This is a genomic window from Candidatus Sulfuricurvum sp. RIFRC-1, from assembly GCF_000310245.1.
GTDB lineage: Bacteria > Campylobacterota > Campylobacteria > Campylobacterales > Sulfurimonadaceae > Sulfuricurvum.
Window position 1 is genome coordinate 49,023 of the sequence record NC_020505.1, and the last position, 19,810, is coordinate 68,832.

The following is a 19,810-nucleotide window of genomic DNA, read 5'->3' on the forward strand; positions in this document are numbered from 1 at the left end:
GTTAGGGGACACGTATTACGGCAGTGCCGCTTAGAAGATCATGAAGGGCGCGCTTGTCTTTACGAAAGAGACCGATAAAAAATCCGATCAGGGTGATAAGGGAGATAAAATAACCGATAAAACGGAGTGTTAGCTTCCCTATAGAGGCATTTTGGAGTGTTTGTGCATCGACAACTCGGATACGGGAGAGCTTTTTCCCCGGTGTTTGACCGCTGACATGCCAAAGCCAAACGTAGGTAATCAGAAATAAGCTTATCTGGGTGATGGAAGCGATGGGATTTGGAGGATTGCTCTGCGCTTTTGGGTCATGAACCAATACGTCCAAACCGCTGGCAGTGTGCATCTGATCGTATCCGAAAATCGCCATAGTGAGGAGGGAGATCGGTAAGCCGATCATAAAGATATCGGTCACAAATCCAGCTGCACGAGGCCAAAAAGGGGCAAACAGTGTTTTTGCTTTTTGCAGTTGCGGATAAGATTGTTTTTTAGTTTTAAGGGTGCGCCATCTCATAACGCAATTATAACGTTATTACCATTCGTTTACCAATTTGGTTCATAATTCTTTTATCCCGATTGACAGCAGCAAGTCAATAGAGATTTTTTTCATTCATCACTCACTCCTTAAGTTTCAAAGCCTCGGCGAGACTCCTTACTCGTCGAGCCTCTATACTCCCGACAAACAATTCTAAAACAAAAAAAACAAATAGATGATGATTAAGAGATTGGTTAACACGCTATGCGTGTTAACGTTTGAGCCCGATAAGGGTTTCGAGAAGGGTATCAGAGGTGGTAATCGTTTTACCGTTAGCTTGATAACCGCGCTGGATAATGATAAGGTTGGTTAGTGATTTAGATAAATCGACGTTGGATGCTTCGAGTGCCGAAGATTGCATAAATCCTCGTCCTGCCGTTGCCGCCGTACCGATAATCGGATCGCCGGAGTTGGCTGATTGCAGATAAACGTTTCCGCCATCGCTTACTAACCCTTCGTTATTCGAGAACTTCGCCATTCCGATTTGTGCCAAACCAAATGAACGTCCGTTTGAGAAAGATCCGACTAACGTACCGCTTTGGTCAATTCGGATACCGACCAAATCCCCGCCCGGGAAACCGTCTTGAGAGATACCGCTGGTAGCAGAGTCATTATCAAAACTGGTAATACCGTCGAATGCACCGATTGATCCAAAATCTAGTGCAACTGCTTGGTTGGGCGCCGCACCGTTATTTGGGGAAAAATCGATACTTGGAAGATTATAGCCGGCAAGTTCCCCGTTACTTCCAAACTGGATAATTCCCCCCTCTAAAATATTTTGGTTGGGAGCGATACCGCCGATTGAACCCGGCTGAGGAACCGTAATGGTATAACCCCATTCGGTTACACCATTGATAGTATTGACCGTTTGTTTACGGAAGTCCATCTTAACGGTATGTTTAGACCCAAGTGAATCATAAATGTCGATACTGGCTGAGTGGGTTGCCGCATTGACCGCTTGCGATTGTTTAACCGATGTTCCGACCGGTAAAGCACCTGCCATAGTGGCAAAATTTTGGGTAAAACGGGTATTTTCAACCGTATTTACATCGGTAATCGCTGATACAGAAAGGGTTATTGCTGATCCAGCTGTGTTGCTGACAATAAACTTACCCTGATCATTCACCGTAACCGTAGCACCTGCTGATTGGGCTACAGCCATAGTTTGCAACCCGGCTCTTAGATTTTCTGTTGTTTGGAAATAATAGGTATCCGGCGTTGTCGTTGCATCAGTGGTACCGGCTAAGGTCGCATCATTGGTATAGCGAAAGTTTTGGGTAGTAGTTCCCCCGTCAAATGAGACAACAATACCTTGTCCTGTATATGGGCTTGCCGTTGTTGAGGCAGCTAACTGGAATGCTTCGCCGCTGGCATTGAACATAACACCCATATCTTCGGTTGTTTCACTTGCTCCAACCCCTGCGGTTGAGTCGAGTGTATAGGTTGGGCTGTATTGTTCGACCGTTCCACTGGAACTGAGATTGGCTTTGACAACCACCTGTGTACTCGCATTTGCCGGAGTTGTAAGTCCGGGCGGGATTTGGATGTTGGCGATCGGTGCGGTTGAATCGACGAGGCCGGTATCTTCATCACGTACCCATCCTTGGACGATAAAGCCGTTATTGTCGACGAAGTTACCCGATGCGTCGAATTTAAAGTCTCCGGAACGAGAGTATTTATAGGTATTTCCCCCATCCGAGCTGACGATAAAGAAGCCGTCACCTTGGATCGCAACGTCGGTATTTTTATCGGTATTTTGGATCGATCCTTGAGAATGGATACGAGTAACCGAAGTCACCGAAGCCCCTAGACCGATTTGAACGGCATTTTTACCACCGAGTTCTCCCTGCGGAGCCGTCGCGATTTGATTGGTTTGAGCCAACAAATCCGAAAAGTTTGCACGAGAGTATTTATACCCGATGGTATTAACGTTAGCAATATTATTAGACTCAACGTCCATTGCGATCTGATGCGATTGCAATCCGGTAACACCTGCGAAAAGTGATCGTAACATAATATGTCCTTTATGACAAAGTAAAATACATAAGCAAAAAATGGTCCATTTTTAACGGTGCATTGAGAGGGCTTTTTGGATCATCTCATCTACGGTCGTAATGGTTTTTGAGTTGGCCTGATAGGCACGCTGCATGATAATCATATCGGTTAGACCCACATCGACACGGACGTTAGAGGCTTCAAGATTTCCGCTTCGTACCAGTGCACCATTGATGGCATTACCGTTTTCATCGGTCCAAAAGATAGGTTCCCCGCTATCGGAACTCTCTTGAAAGTAGGTACCCCCTTCACGATTCAATCCTTGATCATTTTGAAAATGAAAGACCGCAACTCTTCCGATGGCGCTTTGACGGCCGTTCGAGAAATCAGCGACGATAACGCCGTTAAGATTAATACCGTATTTGGTAAGGGTTCCCCCCGAAACACCGTCGGAACGTGATGATCCGCTGGTTCCAACACCGTCAATCGAAATGACACCGCTGTAACCGGTTCCCAAATCAACGGAAACCTCTGTTCCGTCGTTGTTCATCGATGTGATGTCAAAGCTCGAAAGTGCTCCGGATTGACCAAAAATCGCTTGCCCGTTTTTGGTATCGTAAGTAATACTTCCATCATTTGAGGTAACGGTGGCAACAACATCCCATGCAACCCCTTCTGAGGGCTGTGTAGCACTCATACTAAAGGAGAGTTTGAGACGGTTAACCTCATTCGCGGCACTGACAACATCGGCACTGATGGTGCGAGAGGTATTTTCGACACCGAGATTCCCGAAAAAACTTGTTTCTGTCGTAGGAACAACCGGATAGGCTATACGAGTTGGAAACTCTAGAATCCCTTGTTCACCGGCTGTACTCAATTCAGCTTCGCTGGTAGGATTACTGATAACATACGCTCCCGGAGTTGCATTAGAGGCGGTATCGCCATAATCAAATGCGCTGTTGTAGGCAAAATTGCTCAGCATTGTCCCTCGAACAAACATACCATCGGCGGTAACTAAACGTGCAGCGGAAGAGTTTACATCCCCTTCATTTTTCTGATAGGTATCAAAAGAGAAACTTCCATCGCGGGAATAGTAATATTTGTCATTGGTGGTCATAACCCCAAACCATCCATTCCCTTCAAGTGCCAAATCAGTATAACGATCGGAAGGCATAAGCGCACCCTGTGCGAACTGAAAGCTGGTAGCCTGAAGTTTAACGCCATAACCGATGTCATCGCTTGTAGGTGTTGAAGAGTGAGAATTAATGACTTTACTAAATAGATCGGCAAATTCGGTTGTTGTACTTTTATAGGCAGTAGTACCGGAATTGGCCAAATTGTCCGCAACGACATCCAATCCATATTGATGGGTTTGTATCCCCATGATTCCTGCGTAGTATCCCTGTGTCATGATTAATTACCTGTCACTTCTTTGATCGTGCTAAAGTCTATATAGCTTGATCCGAGTTTGGCATAGGTTTTACCGCTGTCAAATTTGATCGATTCGATTGGATATAAACCTACTCGTGCCGTAGCGGTGGTACCATCTGTTTTAGTGTATTCAGATTCGACATAATAGACTCCTTCATCGAGAGTAAGGCCGCTGTCATTGGTTCCGTCCCAGGTGTATTTAGCGATACCTGCATCGGTTGCTCCGATATTCATTGCGCGGAGTTTATTACCGTTTTTGTCTAAAATATTGACAGTGCCGGTGCTGACATCATCCGGGAAATAGAGTTCAAAATCAACATCCTCCCCTTTGCTCAAAACGATAGCATTGCTCCCCGTATCAGCGATTTTGCCGATTGCAGCAATACCAGAGTATTGTAGAGAGGAGCTCAATGAAGTGGCAAGCTCTGAAAGAGCTTTATTGGTATTTTCAGATGCTTCAAGTGCCGCGAGTTGAGAAGTTTGAGACAAAATTTTCTCACTGTCCATTGGTGCGGTTGGATCTTGATATTTGAGTTCCAAAAGGAGCAACTTTAGAAAATCGTCTTTTCCTAAAACGCTGTTAGGGTTTGTTGTACTTGTAGAAGCGGTCGTTGTTGTTGAAGCAGCACCTAGCGTGTTGCCGTATGCGTCGATAGCCATAATAGTCTCCTCTGGTTACGCGTAATGCGGAATGATGATTTCAAGAGCTGATAATTGCTCTTCGTTCAGGGTGAGTTCTTCGAACGACTCATACGATTGGAAAGCATTTTGACGCTGCTCTTGTTGATGCTGTTGATTTTGAGCATTGCTTTGTTGTTGATTCTCTCCGCCGGACATAAAGTTCATCGTAGCGTTAGTGATTCCCAATTGTGCCAATTGGGCTTTAAGCTCCGTCGCATTGTGCGCTAAAAAAGCGATGCTGGAGGTATTGTTGGATTGGATATTGACATGAACATTATTGCCCCGTTGAACGAGCGTTACTTCGACCTCTCCCAGCTTTTCGGGATTGAGTTTCATGGTTAGCCGGGTAAAAGGCGGTTTATACTCTTGGACGGCCTCTTTAAGCTCACCGGCAAAAATACGCATACTCTGCTGCGCTTCTTTTGATTTCACTTCGATTGAATCGGCTTTGGGAACATGCATCGCTTTGGATGAGTCTCCCTCGATTTTTACGGTATGGGAACCTTCACTCTTGGAGTCGTTGGACTCATTGCTCCCTTGTAAAAGAGTGAGTAAACTCTCTGCTTTTGGATTGATGGTCGTATGTTGAACCGCTTTTTCGGTTTCAGGAGTGTTTGCTGAGGGTGAAGTAGCTAGAGCGACTAAAACTGTTGCTGCCGGCGTGGCTGTTACCGGAGTCTTTTCCGCTGCAACAGTCGGTGCAATGGTTTCCCGTTTGTCGATATTTTGCAGAAGTGCTTTTAACGGCTGAGATTCGGATGTTTTCTTTGTCTCTTTATCGTCTAAAGGTTCTGTGAGAGGTCTATCGGTATTTTTTTGCTCTTTGCCTTTTATCTCACGCAACAGCTGCGTAATTGCTTCAAACGTGGTTTCTTCCGGAGCCGCTATCGGTAAAGCTGCAACCATTTTTGTCTCTAAAAGAGGTTTTGTTAGGATCTCAGGGGTAAAAGCAGAGCGCTCTTGTTCATCACTAATAAGGGTAGATAAAGAGATGCTCTGAGGTTCCAACCCCATCTTTTCAGCCAATTGAACGAGCCCTAACAAGGTTTTTGGCAGGCTCTTTGTCTCCGCTTGATACTCAGGAACTTTGGTAGTAATCTCATTTTTAAGATACTCTTTTGCCCGATAAATGAGAGTACGTACCTGATCACTAGAGAGAGTCCCTATGAGCTCTTTGGAAACGAGTAGCGATTCTTTTTCATCACTTCCGCTTAATAAAGACTGAAGCTCTTTAATGAGAGAAGGTTTTAGGTCATCCTTTTTTACGGAAGGATTGGTTGGTAGATTTTTAGGGTCGATAACCGTTTTGAAATCATTGGAAGCAGTGATGTTCATCTCACTATCTTTGACTTGCATTCCAAACGAGTTTAAAAGCTTTGAAAACAAGTCATTCGATTTCGTCGTAGAGGTTTTTTTGGCATTCCCCCCCAACAAATCGATGAGCGAGCTTTGCGCTTTGTCCCCTTTGCTGTGAATGATCATGGATGATCCTTAGGTGAGTGTACATTAGACACTCTTTTTGTTTAAAGTAGATAACTTAAAGCAAAAAATATTCCACTTCATAAAAGTAATCTTTCTGTAATAATACTCTCATGCCTTAACACTACCTTAACCTTATGTGAGATATAATCCGCGAAAATCTTTGCCCTATTCATGAAGGACAGCAATGCAAAAAATTCGTAATATCGCCGTAATCGCGCACGTTGACCACGGTAAAACGACTCTAGTTGACGGATTGCTCAAGCAATCTGGTACATATGGAAGCCACGAACAAGTGAATGAAAGAGCGATGGACTCTAACGCCCTTGAAAAAGAGCGCGGGATCACCATTCTCTCTAAAAACACTGCGGTTCGCTACGGCGATCACAAGATTAACATTATCGACACTCCGGGCCACGCCGACTTCGGCGGTGAGGTTGAGCGTGTTTTGAAAATGGTTGACGGAGCGTTGATTCTCGTCGATGCGTATGAGGGTGTTATGCCTCAAACGAAATTCGTTGTTAAGAAAATGCTTGCCCTTGGGATCAAGCCAATCGTTGTTATCAACAAAATCGATAAACCATCCGCTGACCCTGAGCGTGTAGTAGATGAAGTATTCGACCTCTTCGTAGCGATGGATGCGACGGAAGATCAACTCGATTTCCCGATCGTTTATGCTGCGGCGCGTGATGGTATCGCGAAAATGGACATGTCTGAGCCTGATGGCGATTTCAAATGTTTGTTTGATACGATCTTGGACAAAGTACCTGAGCCTACCGGTGATGCAGAAAACTCGACTCAGTTGCAAGTTTTCACCCTTGACTACGATAACTATGTCGGTAAAATCGGTATTGCCCGTATCTTCAACGGTAAAATTGCAAAAGGGGATAACATCCTCCTTGCAAAAGCTGACGGTGAAATGGTCAAAGGTAAAATTTCTAAATTGATCGGATTCCTCGGATTGAACCGTATGGAAATCCAAGAAGCGGAAGCGGGTGATATCGTTGCCGTTGCCGGTATCGAAACGGTAGATGTTGGGGATACTATCTGTGATCCAGCAAACCCTATGCCACTTGACCCTATGCACATTGAAGAGCCTACATTGACCGTTGTTTTCTCGGTTAATGATTCTCCACTTGCAGGTCAAGAGGGTAAACACGTTACCGCAAACAAAATCCGTGAGCGTCTTGATTCTGAGATGAACACCAACGTAGCGATGCGTTACGAAACGGTTGGAGAAGGTAAATTTATCGTTTCCGGTCGTGGTGAGCTTCAAATCACGATTCTTGCTGAAAATATGCGTCGTGAAGGATTTGAGTTCGGTATCGGACGTCCTGAAGTTATCGTAAAAGAGATCGAAGGGGTCAAATGTGAACCGTTCGAGCACCTTGTTGTTGACCTTCCGGCAGACAATGCAGGTACGATCATCGAGCGTCTTGGCCGCCGTAAAGCGGAAATGAAAGCGATGGTACCGATGGGTGAGGGCTTTACCCGCGTAGAGTTCGAAATTCCTGCACGTGGTTTGATCGGTTTCCGTGGTCAATTTTTGACGGATACCAAAGGTGAGGGTGTAATGAATCACTCGTTCCTTGAATTCCGTCCTTATACCGGTAACGTTGAGAGCCGCCAGTACGGAGCATTGATCTCTATGGAAGACGGTGTTGCGTTGGCGTACTCATTGTTCAACCTTCAAGATCGCGGTGTTCTTTTCACAGCGCCTCAAACGAAAGTGTACAAAGGTATGATCATCGGTGAGCACAGTCGTTCAAACGACCTTGACGTTAACCCGATCAAAGGTAAAGCACAATCAAACGTACGTTCATCAGGTGCAGACGAAGCGATCAAACTCGTTCCACCACGTGATATGAACCTTGAGCGTGCACTAGAGTGGATCGAAGACGATGAACTTCTCGAAGTTACTCCGATTAGTATCCGTATCCGTAAACGTTGGTTGGATCCTAGTGATCGTAAACGTTACGGAGCTAAGAAGTAATCTTTACTTTTTAGCCATCTCCTTGCCGGCGATCATACCGCTGGCCCATGCAAAGTTAAAATTATATCCCCCACGCTTCCCTACAATATCCAGAACTTCACCCGAAAAATAAAGTCCTTCTATCAATTTTGATTCCATCGTTTTGTTATTAATCTGTGCCGTACTGACGCCGCCGCCGCTTACTTCGGCGTGTTTGAATCCGTGGGTATCGGTAACGTCAAATTTCCATTCACCGATCAGTTGAGCGAGTTTTTTGATCTCTTTGGGGGTTAGGGTGGATACGCTCGCAGAGAGCGCTATAGCGGCGTCTTCGAGGAGGTAGGTTGCTATTTTCGCAGGGATCACTCCGCACAGAGCGGTATGCACGGTGTGTTTAGGGACAGAAGCGAATAGTTTTTCGATGACACTCACAAGCGCTACTCTATCATAACGAGGGAGGAGATTGAGGGAGATACTAACGCGTTGTTTATTGAGAAGAGCGTATGAGGCTCTTTGACTAATATCGAGGATCGCTAGTCCTGAGATACCGTACGCCGCAAAGAGGATATCCCCTGTTACTTTTGTGTTACTTTTTCCATCAATAAGCAAAGTCACTTCGGCGAGTGTTTTGACTCCTGCCATCTTGGGGTGATTTTTGGAGTTTAGATGCAGCTGCACGAGGCTGGGATAGGTCGGGATGATCTCATGTCCAAAGGAGCGGGCGAAAGTATAACCGTCGTTTGTCGCACCGAGTTGGGGCGCGGCTTCGCTTCCGGTTGCAATCAATACTTTGTCAAAGTGATTTTTACCCGAAGGGGTTTCGATGATAAAACGGTTCTCTTTTTTTGTGACACTACTTACGTGTGAATCGGTGATGATGTTGACCCCCGCTTCGCTTACGGCACTTTTGAGGGCAATCAATACCGATTTCGCCTCATTGGAGAGAGGATAGCATCTGCCATCTTCTTTGATGTCGAGAATCAACCCGATAGAGTTACAGAACTTTTCAAAATAGCCGAATGAGAGTTGTTTGAGTGCATAAGTGACAAAATGGGGGTCATTTCCTGCGTAGTCATCGTGAGTTGCAGTCGTATTGATGATATTGCACCGTCCGTTACCGGAGGCTAATATCTTTTTACCGACGGAGGCGTTATGTTCGTAAATCGTGACATCCGCACCTGTACGCGCTGCAAAGAGTGCCGCCATAAGTCCGCTTGCACCGCCACCGATAATTGCTATTTTATTCAAAATTACCCCTCCCTCCCATACAGTTCGTTATACAGTTCCATAGCGTATCGATCGGACATACTGGCGATATAGTCGCTGATAACACGGTGCGGATTGCGCCGATCACACTGTTCGAGGTAATAGCGTGGCAGCATCTTCGGTTCTTCCATCAATGCATTAAATAATCCTATAATCGCCTGTTTTCCGGCAAACATTTTGCGCATAATGTGTTTGTGTTGATAGAGTTCTTGATAAAGAAGCTTTTTGAGTTTTTTGATCTGCGTCTCCAACTCCGGCTCAAATCCGATAACAATCGGCTCGGATGCGGGTATGACCGAAGCTAACACACGGGTGTTATCGATTTTGTCTCGGGAATATTCGAGGAGTGAATAGACTAAATGGTTGATAAGATGGGAGCTGAAACGGTAGCGGAACATTTCGTCCTCGTCTTCGTGGATACCTTCATCGTATACTTTTTCTAAAATGGTTTGTATCAGTTCGCTGGAACGCAGGGTTTCAAAGCTGATAAGTCCTGATGCGACTCCATCATCGATATCGTGACTGATGTAAGCGATTTCATCGGCACGGTCGACAATCATTGCTTCGATGCTGGGGTGGGTGTCGAGAGCAAAGGATTCCCTGATTTCATTGGGCAAAAATGGTTTGTTATAAGGGTAGGAGTGTTTTAAAATCCCCTCCAATGTCGCGTAGGTGAGGTTGAGGCCTAAAAATGCTTTATAGCGCTGTTCGAGTTTGGTTACGACCCGAAAGCTCTGGAAATTGTGCTCAAATCCACACTTAAATCCACGTTCGCGTAAACACACATCGAGAGTATCTCCGCCGATGTGTCCGAAAGGGGTATGTCCCAAATCATGCGAGAGAGCAATACTCTCAGCGAGCGATTCCTCCAGCCCTAAATGCGATGCGATAGAGCGGGCAATTTGGCTCACTTCGATGCTGTGGGTGAGACGGGTACGAAAAAAATCCCCCTGAGAGTTCAAAAAGACCTGTGTTTTGTACTCAAGTCGTCGAAAACTCCCTGAATGGATAATACGATCGCGATCACGGGCATAAGGGGAGCGAAAATCGTCACTGATGGAGTAAAAACGTTGATTTGGGAGCACAAAAAGCCTTTTTATAGAGTCATGGCATTATATCAACCTAATGGTCATTCAAAAATAATATTTTTTTTACACAAAATTAACACTTCTTTTCTACAATGGTGATTCGATTCTCCTTCGATAGTTTGACCGAAATGCATCTCCTTCGTGTTTCGGTTATCTATAATTTATTAATATTATAGAATTCTTTTGCCAATCAATCAACATTTTTTATAAAACAAGATATAATTTATCATCACGCGTTTAAGGTAGTCAGTTATGAGTACAAATAAAGAGAAACGGATACAGTCGGCATTGATCTCAGACAGCGCCCGAAACAGCGCTCGAGAGTATCAGAACCAAAACCTCAAATCCCGTCGTAAAATGGAAGATGACTTTTTTCAAAAGTCGCTCGATTACCGTGATTTTGTTTTTTCGCCGGAGGGGTATGAGGGAATCGTCTTAGCCCTTTATATTCTGATACTCCCGTATCTGATGGGGTTGTTATTCTTATTTTTATTTGTCGCGGAAGCGAGCTATGAGTATTTTTTACAGTTTGAATTAGCCTCTTTCTTTGTTATCTGGGCAATCGGATATGAGGTATGTGCCGCCTTGCTTTTGATTGGTATTTTTGTCGTATGGATCAAACATATCAACAATCGTTGGAATAAAGAGCAAGCACGCAAAAAATCGCCAACGAAGAAGTTTGGCTATTAAGGCTAACCCAAAGCACACTTGGGTATAATTTCGCTCTTCCATTTAACTGGACAGCTGGCCGAGTGGTCGAAGGCGCACGCCTGGAACGCGTGTATAGGGCAACCTATCTAGGGTTCGAACCCCTAGCTGTCCGCCATACCCCTATGAAACCCCTATTTACGGACTTCCAAAAGACGATTTTTCTTTCTGTACCCATACTCTTTCTATTAATCAAATCATATTTTTCTTTATCTATAGCATTATCAGCGCTGTTATCGTAAATGCACCGATCGATATGAGATAGTACATCAATACGAATCGAAAGAGGGGCATTTTTCCAAAAAAGAGGACAAGAGCCGCTTTGGCGAACGTATTGCTGATAATAGCGATGAGAATAGCGTATTGAGCGGTAGTGGGGTTGAGACCGTTTTTGGCCAATGAAGAGAGGGAGAGAATAATGGCGTCGACATCGGCGATTCCTGAGACCAGAGCGACCGCATAGACCCCCATATCCCCGATGTAGCGGTTCGAGAGTGTGATCAAAGCGAGCGTTGCACCAAAAATCAGTCCCATTACCAGTGCTTCTTTGAGATCAAACGGGTTTTTAAATTCGATGTTTTGAGGGATATTCTCTCGTTTCGAAGTGAAATAGAGCATCGCGATATATCCGTATCCAAAGAGTGAACCTACCACAATGGGGATGATAAAGAGACGGGTGATACCGGGATTAATGACCCACATCTCTATGCCGGCGCGAATAAGCATCATGGAGGAAGCCAGAGCGATACCTAGTGCCAGATTTTTGGCTAAAAAACCGTTTTCATGGACGCGTCGTGCCATACTCATCGCCACAGCGGTTGATGAGACCAATCCCCCAAAAAGTCCAGCCACACCGATACCGTGTGTAGAGCCTAAAATACGGATGGCAATGTAGCCGAAAAAAGAGATTCCTGCCACCAAAACGACCATAATCCAGATACGGTAGAGATTCACCAGTCCCATAGGATCGATGGTTTTATCGGGTAAAACCGGGAGAATGACAAAGGTCATAATCATAAATAAAATAGCGGCACTGAGGTCTTTTTTGGTGATGGTTTGCTCATACTCTCGGACGGTATCTTTAATGTTGAGGACAAAGAGGACAATAATCGTGATAAAGACGGAAAAGATGGGGAGGGAGTAGTTTAACATCCCACCGATGACAAATGTGACGAGGGCCGCGAACTCGGTTGTCGCCCCTTTTTCGGCGATGGAGACACTATTGACGATATACGCAGCGATGAGCAATAATCCCATCAGCACTGCGGCAATCAAAAAAAAGTAGGGAAAAAAGGTACTAAACCACGCCGATAAATACCCAAAAAGAGAGATCATCGAAAAGGTTCTGGCTCCTCCGAAATCTTGGGTTTTGTTCGAATAGATGGTGTGCATTTCACGTTGTAAGCCGATCACAAAGCCCAAGACAAGCGAGAGAATACTGTTTTGAATAAATAGCGGCTCCATATCATCATCCCTTTATGAACGTTGATTGATTATAGCGATAAGCACTTGAAAATTTTGCAATCTCGCTAAGTTATATCTGCTCGAAGCGTGTTCCGTGAATGAGGGTATGGCGGTAGAGCCGCAGCGCTTTGGTCTGATTGATTAGCAGCAGTATGAACATAGTGGCTCCGCTAAAGGCGCTAAGTCTTAGTAACTCAGGGAAAAATACGCCGCTTAAAGTGAGAACAGCCGTCAATCCAAAGAGCCAAAATAACCCTTTGGCACGAGAGTGAGGGATAATATTCGACATAATCGGAGCATCCATGTATCCGGATGAACTGAGGTGGAACCACACCAAAAAAGGGACGATTTTCCCCATCATTGCCAATATGATTGATAATGCAAACAGGGCAAAAGAGATTAAGGCCATACTTTGAAACGGCGGGTAGTCGTTGTAGGAAAATAGAGCGTATGCGATAATGGAAATCATAAGCAAAGCCATTCCAAATCCCCAAAACAAAATACTCACATCACTAACACGGCGTTTGCGCTCTTTGAGCCGTTTTACCGTAGTAACGATAAACCCGACCAATAACGCCCCCATAACGAGATCAAACATCCAAACAAACGGTAATGCTCCGATCAGCCAGATTGTTTTTAAAACCAAAGAAGCGGCAATCACTTTAAAAGCATTTCGTTTGCACCATGAACTGTACGCGGTTGTGACGTAAAACATCTCGACGACTTGAAACGCTACCGCAATGATCAGGGCCCCGACCCATCCGATCAGACCGAAGGAGTAGTGGATACTGCGGAGGGCATCGTGGGAAGCGCTAAACGCGCTGTTAGCGTATTCGCTCGCCATGATAATCCCTAAAATCGCGGTAAGAGAGAGGGCGATGAGGGCTAGCCGCATCCCCCGAAGCGTGTCATGCGTAACTCCGCCAAAGAGAAGCGGAAGGATAAGATTCGCACTATAGAGGATCGAGGCACCCAAAAAGAGGGATGCAATCACAAAGAGGAGAGGAAGGGTAGTGATAAAAGCTCCGCTCAGGGAGAGGATTCCGATCACGAAAAACAGATGAATCAAAAAAGCATTCCCTGGAGCCGACGGGATAGGGCGTCCCCCCAAAACACTCTGCATCTGAAACAGGGCACCGATCATACTCATGGTGATGATTCCTAAAAACATCAGATGAATCGCTGCAAGAGAAAAGGGATGATTGGGGATTAGAACCGTGTGAGGGTTAAAAAAGATGATTGCGCACAGGACTAACCCAAAGAGGGGAACGGTGAGAAAAAAGCGCATGACCACCGAAAGAGGAGGGGCTTGATCGAGGGAAAGACCATTATACATCGGTGTGCTCCAGTGCGAGTGTGGGACTGCGGGTAATGTAAATATGCCAAAGATCATCTCTCTCCATGACACTGAGATATCGACCGCCGTTTTTGGTAATGATCTCAAAAAGCGGGATCGGTTCACGTCGGTGGATCATATGAATCACCTCTTCACCCTTCAGTTTTTTAAAACGATCTACCGCCATTTCCAATGGGATCGGATGGTCGAATTCTCGGGTGTCGAGGAGGATCATTACGCCATATCCTTAAGTGTTTGAATCATTGACTCTGCATCGTCGCCTAAAGCGCGGTCGATCATCGGATAGAGCATTTGTTCCTCTTTCATGTTGTGCTGCTGGAGCATAATCATCATCGACTCTCCGATTCCGAAAAAATCATCATTGCGGTTTTCACCCAGAGCAAGACGCATCGATTCGAGGAGACTGCGTAACTGCTGATGTTCATATCGCATCATTTGCGTCGGTCCCCCCATCATCCCTGTCCGTTGTTCAAAGGTGAGAAAGAGTTCACGTTCTTCCATATCGAAATGGTGATTGGTCGCTTGGTAAAACGATTCGAACAATGTTTTGGCTTCGTCAGTTTTTTTGTCTGCAAGTGCATTTTCCGCTTCGGTGTAAAGATGATCGCATGCTCTGTGATCGTCACGCATAAACTCGAAAATCATGGTTATTCCTTTATCATTTTAAGTACGACAGTATAAAAGGATCAAAGCGTATCGTTCTTGACGAATATCAAGAATTATTTTTGAATGACTTTTTTATTGTGCGGCAGGAAATCACGAAAATCTTTGATATAGATCGCGTTGATCCCCTGCCCCAACTCGTGTATATCGGCATCAAGCCGCAGCCATCGGTTCACGGTATATTGGAGTAAAACACTCGATACCGTATCGTTTTTATAGAGAATTCGGAGGTCTTTGTTGAGACGTGCTCCCACTTCAAACCCCATTCCCCCCTCAGCGGTGGTGAGAATATTCATGGTGTCGATCTGGAGTTTTGTTGCACCGCTGATAAGCCCTTTAAGCCCTGCACCGAGCATGAAGTTGGTCGCATCGGCGCGAACGGTTGTTGTTGACGTATCCCCTCCGCTTACAGCATTTGCCGGTGAGCCGAAGAGGATATAACTCATAATATCGTTTTGGCTCATAACCGGATCGGAGCTAAAGAGGAAAATCGGTGAATCGAGCGTATGTGTGACATAGATGAGGATTTTATGGTAATCAACCTCATGTCCGATTGTGAGATTCAGATACGGATTGAGTGGGACATCTCCGCCGAAATAGATCTCGGAAGGTTTGATGGTAAAGTGTTTTCCCGCTGTCGTCGCACTGCCGGTTGGGATACTCACCATCCCTAAAATTTGCATAGGATCGGTCGGTTCTTTCCAGAGAGTAATATCAGGGTTGAGACGTAAATCGAGCTCTTTGGTTTTGAAATGGATCGGTTCGCGTGCCGTGATATGAAGATTTGTAGAGAGCTTAGCACTGCTTGGAGGGCGGACGTCTTGAATGATGATAATGTCATCATCCATTACTTTGAACTGCTGCAGCGGCAAGTAGGTTATGGTCGCATCGAGTATTGTGAGCTCACCGGAGAGATTTTGGTTGGCATTGTTGTCGCGTGTAAAGATGATATCGGCCCGTGCGTGCGCTTCTCCCTCGGGGCCTTTATAGCTAAAACGCTCTGATCGGAGCCGTAAAGCAGCGCTAAGATCATTTTGGATACTTCCTGTGAGGAGCAAGCTATCATAAACCCACAACTCATCGACGATAATGCCACCTACACCATCTAGATGCATGTGCGATCTCTTGTCGCTAAAGATAGGATGATCGGCCACTTCGAAGCGGTAACGATTGAGGGTGATATTTCCATCCCGATAATCGATATTCATACTTCCCTCTGTACCGGCATAGGCGCGTTGAGAATCGAGTACGGCGGCGTACCATGGAATTTTGAGTTCACTTTTGATGGTGAGGGTATCGGTAAAATCGATGTGGGTACGGGCCCGTATTTCCGCATCGTAGTACTCACCCTGATGCAGTTCGATCGGTTCCAATTTGGAGAGGGTAGTGAACAATGAGGGGATAAGAAGATCGATGTCAACACTGTTTTGAGACGGTGAAAGGGAGCCTACGATATCAAAAAAGCCCCCTAAATAATTGCCGGAACCTTTAAGCTGTTCCCCTTTTAGGGTGGCATTAAGGGCTAAAGAAGCTCCGCTTAGCTGCAAACGTGTTGCATTGGCCTCATCATCGAGGGAGAGGAGGAGATGTTCAGGTGGTTTATGGGCCCAATTTCTCCACATCGCGGCATCTTGGGGGAGGATGAGGTTTCCATCCAGGGAATGATGGCCGTTTAGGGTCGAAAAAGTTCCCTCAAAGCGTGCATGATCGTGGAGCGCTTTGATCTCTCCACGTAATCCAGCGGTGCTTAGGAGATACGATCCTTTAGCATCGAGCTGAAGTGTGGAAGAACGGATATGTTCCGGCAATGCTGGGATAAAGGAGAGATTTTGATCTTTACTGCGGAGTGTCAAGTTGAAACGGTCGTAATCACTGCTGAAGAGCTGGAGGATGCTTCTATCGAGTTGAAGCGTTCCGGTGAGACCTTTGAGCGAATCGGTGAACTCTCCGTGCAGCGTGTTGGATGGGAGCGGATGCTCTGAGGTAATAATTCCGTCAAATTCCGAGGTAGTAATCCCTTCCAACGCATAACGGAGGTGTTGTTTGGTGTGTATCGAGTCATTTTCACGTATGAGTTTATAGAGTGCATCGATATCGAAATAGTCATTGTCATAAAGATAACGAAAATTCAGGGTAATTGCTTCGGCTTGAACACGGGCATCTTGTTTAGACTCTAACCGCGCGATTGCGGTTTGTAAGAGTGCCTGATTGGCAGAGAGCTCGTTGATTTTTACCCTCAATACGCGCGGCAATGTCGTGAAGCGCCCGCTATAAGGGGCGAGTTCAGCGGTATTGGGGTAGAGATCACATAACCCTTTGAGGGAATTGTTTCGGACCACACCGTGTATTGCACCGCTCGCATAGCGTGATTTCAAGGTAGCACGAAAGGAGGCAAAATTCAGATTATCTCCGTCATAGGTGCCATTTTTACCGCTAAGATCAAGTTCAATCGGATAGGAACTTATAAGTTGGAGATTGGTGATCGATACGTCACGGAGGCGGAAAGTTGGAAACGGCCAGATGGAGTCGTCATCGCTGATAAAATCATCCAGATGGAGGCGTAAACCATCGATTTTGATCGAATCGATCGTATGCTCCCCCTCCAGCATTTTGACCAGATTGTATTTTAGTACGAGGGTTTTGGCTTCCATTTTGTCACTGCGGACGTTATGGAGGACAAACCCTTCTACGATTGATCCCTCTGCATGGCTGTAGTGGATATCGAAGGGTTCGAGAAAATAGGTATTGACGATTTCCAAACTGTCAGGGCGAAAAGCGATATACAAAGCCGCAGATGCGAGTAAAATGGCGCTATAGAGGAGAAAATGAAACGTTACAAACAAATGTTTGAGCCATCTTAGCCAAGGGAGGGATCGCAGACGCTTCAAAAGAGTTCTCCGATACGAAAATGGATGGCGTATTGGCTGCTGTCGTTCGGATCGATTCCGAAATCGATTGCGATGGGTCCCACCGGTGTTACATAACGGATACCTGCTCCCACCCCCCAATAGGCATTATTGACGTAATCGGGGAGGGTGTTTTGAGATGCAAAGGTGGTATCGCTGAATAATACCCCTCGAAACTCCTGATAAATCGGGAATCGATATTCAAGTGTCCCTTCGGTGAGCGCTGAAAAACCGACGGGGTCGCCGTCGCTGTTTTTGGGACCAAGATCACGGTAGGTGTAGGCACGGTTTGAATTCATCCCCCCTGCATAAAAACGGTATGACGATGGAACTTCTCCATCGTAAAGACGCAGCGTTCCCCATTTGAGTTTAGCTCCAAAAATATGATCCCCGATATGGGTGATATAAGCACCCGAGACGAGGCTTTTAAAATAGGTCGCATCGGAAAACACACTAGAGCGGATCGATCCGGTCAGTTTGGCGTTGAGCCAGTATCCTTCCGTCGGTTCCAGAGGTTTGTCACGGGTGTCAAAATTGAGTTCACCCAATGGAGAGGCGATAAATAAAATCGAATCGGGGAAAGTACTGATATCTTTTGATTCATAGGTTTTTGCCCGATCAAACAGCACTCCAACCATTGCAGAAGCAGGATTGTCTTGATATTTTGCCGTTATTTTCTCATAAATACTTTCGGTTTTATACCCGTCAAAAATTTCGTTCGTATAACCGATTTCACCTCCGAGTAGTCCCCGATTGCGCAGCGGCATGCCAACAGTTCCCGAAGCCTCTTGTTTGATTTGTGAATAGCGCAAATCAAGTGCGAGGGTTTTAAGATCACCGAAAAAATTGCGATGTTTTAAACCGGTTTGCGCTCTAAATCCCTCATCACTGCTGTATCCCAAACCGGCGGTAAATCGGATAGGACGTTCCGCCTCTTCGATGCTGAGGCTGATAGGAACGATACTGCCGTTACGTTCGTTATCGTTTATGAGGACACGGGTAATTCCCTCTTGGGCATAGAGGGCTTCGTAGCTCATGCGGATTGCTTCGACGCTGTAAGGGTCTCCTTCTTCGAATCGCAGCATTGACGCCGTGAGCTCTCCGTCGATGTTTGGGGTTGATTCGACACGGATTGGGCCAAAAGTACACGGTTCACCCGGTGTAGCCTCAAACAGCAAATAGGCGTGATCGGTTTCGATATCGACCCATGCTTTGGTATTGAACTGCGCATTGCAATAGCCTGCTTCACCGTAGCGTTTTTTAATGGCCGATTTGGAAGCGGAAAAAGCTTCTTGGTCGAAGAGTTCGTCTTCATGAAGAGTAATGGCCGATGTGATATCGAGAGGACTGTTGATTTTGATGTCCCCGATGCGTATAGGAGAATTCTCCTGAATTTTGAAGACCACCTCTTTTTCAGTGTTTTCTGAGGTGATTTTGGCGTGGTAAAAACCTTTGGAACGGTAAAAACTGCTCAGCGCCGAGACGCTTTGAGCAATGGCGATGGGCTCGATTGAAGGCTGATCTTCCCACACCTCGATACCGTAGGGTTTCCGTAAGCCTAATACACCGTACAGGGCATCGGATTTAATTTCTTCATTGCCGCTAAATGTGATGGATAGGGGTGTGGCGAGGGTAAGAAGGGCAAATGTCATCAACACAATAATGATACGCATTGCCCCTCCTCAAAATAGTATCCCCTATTTTACCGTAACATTGGTCTACTCTGGATAACCAGAGGATTCTTGGCCCGCTTCACACGGTACTTTTTTCATCATGACAAACCAGTTACGATCGAAAATTTTGCGGATATAACTCTCCTGATGGGGGACGAGACATCCGGAACAGTTTTGGTGGATGGCCGTATCGGTGAGAAAGCGATCCCCGTCGGGACTCTCTATCGAGCAGGTGCTAAAAAGTGTTTTAGCCTCCTCTTGCTGAAACCCTGCATCGTTGAAGCGGAAGTTGGGGCAGGCACAGAGGTAGCAGTTTAGTGTTTCGGTATCATGGCATTTTTTATTTTCTGTATAGAGAGGACAAAAATCGTTTTCATGGATAACCATATTTTCAAATCGAAAATAGACGATCACGTCGTTGTCGCTTAAGTGCGTTAATTTTTCCATCACTTTCGCATGTTTGAGACCGTGGGCATCAAACCATTGTTTATAAGACATAGAAAGTATCCTTGATTAATTTAACTTTATTAACGCCGATATAACAAAAACATGGTACTATTTTCGTTCGTTGAACCAGTGAAACTAATAGTACGTT

At 45.6% G+C, this 19,810-nt stretch carries 16 protein-coding genes and 1 tRNA gene; 3 read left to right on the forward strand and 14 right to left on the reverse strand.

Translation table 11 applies throughout. The annotated features are described in order from the left end of the window. Nucleotide 1: 1 nt before the first annotated feature. The 5 genes from B649_RS12000 to B649_RS00265 form a co-directional block, all read right to left on the reverse strand. Complete coding sequence (locus B649_RS12000) at nucleotides 2-511, reverse strand: RDD family protein (RefSeq protein ID WP_015652491.1); 510 nt, start codon at nucleotides 509-511, stop codon at nucleotides 2-4. A gap of 232 nt (nucleotides 512-743) precedes the next feature. Next, entirely contained in the window at nucleotides 744-2,546 is a 1,803-nt protein-coding gene (locus B649_RS00250) for a flagellar hook-basal body complex protein (protein ID WP_015652492.1), read from the reverse strand. A 51-nt stretch (nucleotides 2,547-2,597) separates the two neighbouring features. Continuing rightward, the gene (locus B649_RS00255; RefSeq protein WP_015652493.1) at nucleotides 2,598-3,938 is read right to left on the reverse strand and encodes a flagellar hook-basal body complex protein; all 1,341 of its coding nucleotides are present in this window, start codon (nucleotides 3,936-3,938) and stop codon (nucleotides 2,598-2,600) included. A gap of 2 nt (nucleotides 3,939-3,940) precedes the next feature. Further along, complete coding sequence (locus tag B649_RS00260) at nucleotides 3,941-4,618, reverse strand: flagellar hook capping FlgD N-terminal domain-containing protein (RefSeq protein WP_015652494.1); 678 nt, start codon at nucleotides 4,616-4,618, stop codon at nucleotides 3,941-3,943. Between the two features lie 15 nt (nucleotides 4,619-4,633). Continuing rightward, the gene (locus tag B649_RS00265; RefSeq protein ID WP_015652495.1) at nucleotides 4,634-6,121 is read right to left on the reverse strand and encodes a flagellar hook-length control protein FliK; all 1,488 of its coding nucleotides are present in this window, start codon (nucleotides 6,119-6,121) and stop codon (nucleotides 4,634-4,636) included. 184 nt (nucleotides 6,122-6,305) lie between these two features. Here B649_RS00265 and typA point away from each other — a divergent pair, with 184 nt between their 5' ends. After that, nucleotides 6,306-8,111 (forward strand): translational GTPase TypA, encoded by a 1,806-nt coding sequence (gene typA / locus B649_RS00270; protein ID WP_015652496.1) that lies wholly within the window; start codon nucleotides 6,306-6,308, stop codon nucleotides 8,109-8,111. Between the two features lie 3 nt (nucleotides 8,112-8,114). Here typA and B649_RS00275 read toward each other — a convergent pair whose 3' ends face one another. Both B649_RS00275 and B649_RS00280 read right to left on the reverse strand, forming a co-directional pair. Further along, complete coding sequence (locus tag B649_RS00275) at nucleotides 8,115-9,338, reverse strand: NAD(P)/FAD-dependent oxidoreductase (protein ID WP_015652497.1); 1,224 nt, start codon at nucleotides 9,336-9,338, stop codon at nucleotides 8,115-8,117. Between the two features lie 2 nt (nucleotides 9,339-9,340). Then, nucleotides 9,341-10,441, reverse strand: coding sequence for a deoxyguanosinetriphosphate triphosphohydrolase (locus tag B649_RS00280; RefSeq protein ID WP_015652498.1), 1,101 nt, complete (start codon nucleotides 10,439-10,441; stop codon nucleotides 9,341-9,343). 255 nt (nucleotides 10,442-10,696) lie between these two features. On the opposite strand from B649_RS00280, the gene B649_RS00285 reads away from it, so the two are divergent. Then, entirely contained in the window at nucleotides 10,697-11,134 is a 438-nt protein-coding gene (locus tag B649_RS00285; RefSeq protein WP_015652499.1) for a hypothetical protein, read from the forward strand. A 48-nt stretch (nucleotides 11,135-11,182) separates the two neighbouring features. Then, nucleotides 11,183-11,270 (forward strand) — tRNA-Ser (locus B649_RS00290). 95 nt (nucleotides 11,271-11,365) lie between these two features. Here the strand turns inward: B649_RS00290 and B649_RS00295 are convergent. From B649_RS00295 to B649_RS00325, 7 genes are all read right to left on the reverse strand, one after another. Next, nucleotides 11,366-12,616, reverse strand: a complete 1,251-nt coding sequence (locus B649_RS00295; protein WP_015652500.1) for an MgtC/SapB family protein — start codon at nucleotides 12,614-12,616, stop codon at nucleotides 11,366-11,368. Between the two features lie 70 nt (nucleotides 12,617-12,686). Continuing rightward, the gene (locus B649_RS00300) at nucleotides 12,687-13,952 is read right to left on the reverse strand and encodes a hypothetical protein (protein WP_015652501.1); all 1,266 of its coding nucleotides are present in this window, start codon (nucleotides 13,950-13,952) and stop codon (nucleotides 12,687-12,689) included. Then, the gene (locus B649_RS00305) at nucleotides 13,945-14,187 is read right to left on the reverse strand and encodes a DUF2249 domain-containing protein (protein ID WP_015652502.1); all 243 of its coding nucleotides are present in this window, start codon (nucleotides 14,185-14,187) and stop codon (nucleotides 13,945-13,947) included. The genes B649_RS00300 and B649_RS00305 overlap by 8 nt, the downstream gene beginning before the upstream one ends. Continuing rightward, nucleotides 14,187-14,618 (reverse strand): hemerythrin domain-containing protein, encoded by a 432-nt coding sequence (locus tag B649_RS00310; protein ID WP_015652503.1) that lies wholly within the window; start codon nucleotides 14,616-14,618, stop codon nucleotides 14,187-14,189. The genes B649_RS00305 and B649_RS00310 overlap by 1 nt, the downstream gene beginning before the upstream one ends. Before the next feature lie 74 nt (nucleotides 14,619-14,692). Next, the gene (locus B649_RS00315; RefSeq protein WP_015652504.1) at nucleotides 14,693-17,524 is read right to left on the reverse strand and encodes a translocation/assembly module TamB domain-containing protein; all 2,832 of its coding nucleotides are present in this window, start codon (nucleotides 17,522-17,524) and stop codon (nucleotides 14,693-14,695) included. Further along, the gene (locus B649_RS00320; protein ID WP_015652505.1) at nucleotides 17,521-19,215 is read right to left on the reverse strand and encodes an outer membrane protein assembly factor; all 1,695 of its coding nucleotides are present in this window, start codon (nucleotides 19,213-19,215) and stop codon (nucleotides 17,521-17,523) included. The genes B649_RS00315 and B649_RS00320 overlap by 4 nt, the downstream gene beginning before the upstream one ends. Nucleotides 19,216-19,260: 45 nt before the next feature. Next, nucleotides 19,261-19,713: a hypothetical protein gene (locus B649_RS00325; protein ID WP_041192359.1), complete on the reverse strand. Its 453-nt coding sequence runs from the start codon at nucleotides 19,711-19,713 to the stop codon at nucleotides 19,261-19,263. Nucleotides 19,714-19,810 lie beyond the last annotated feature (97 nt).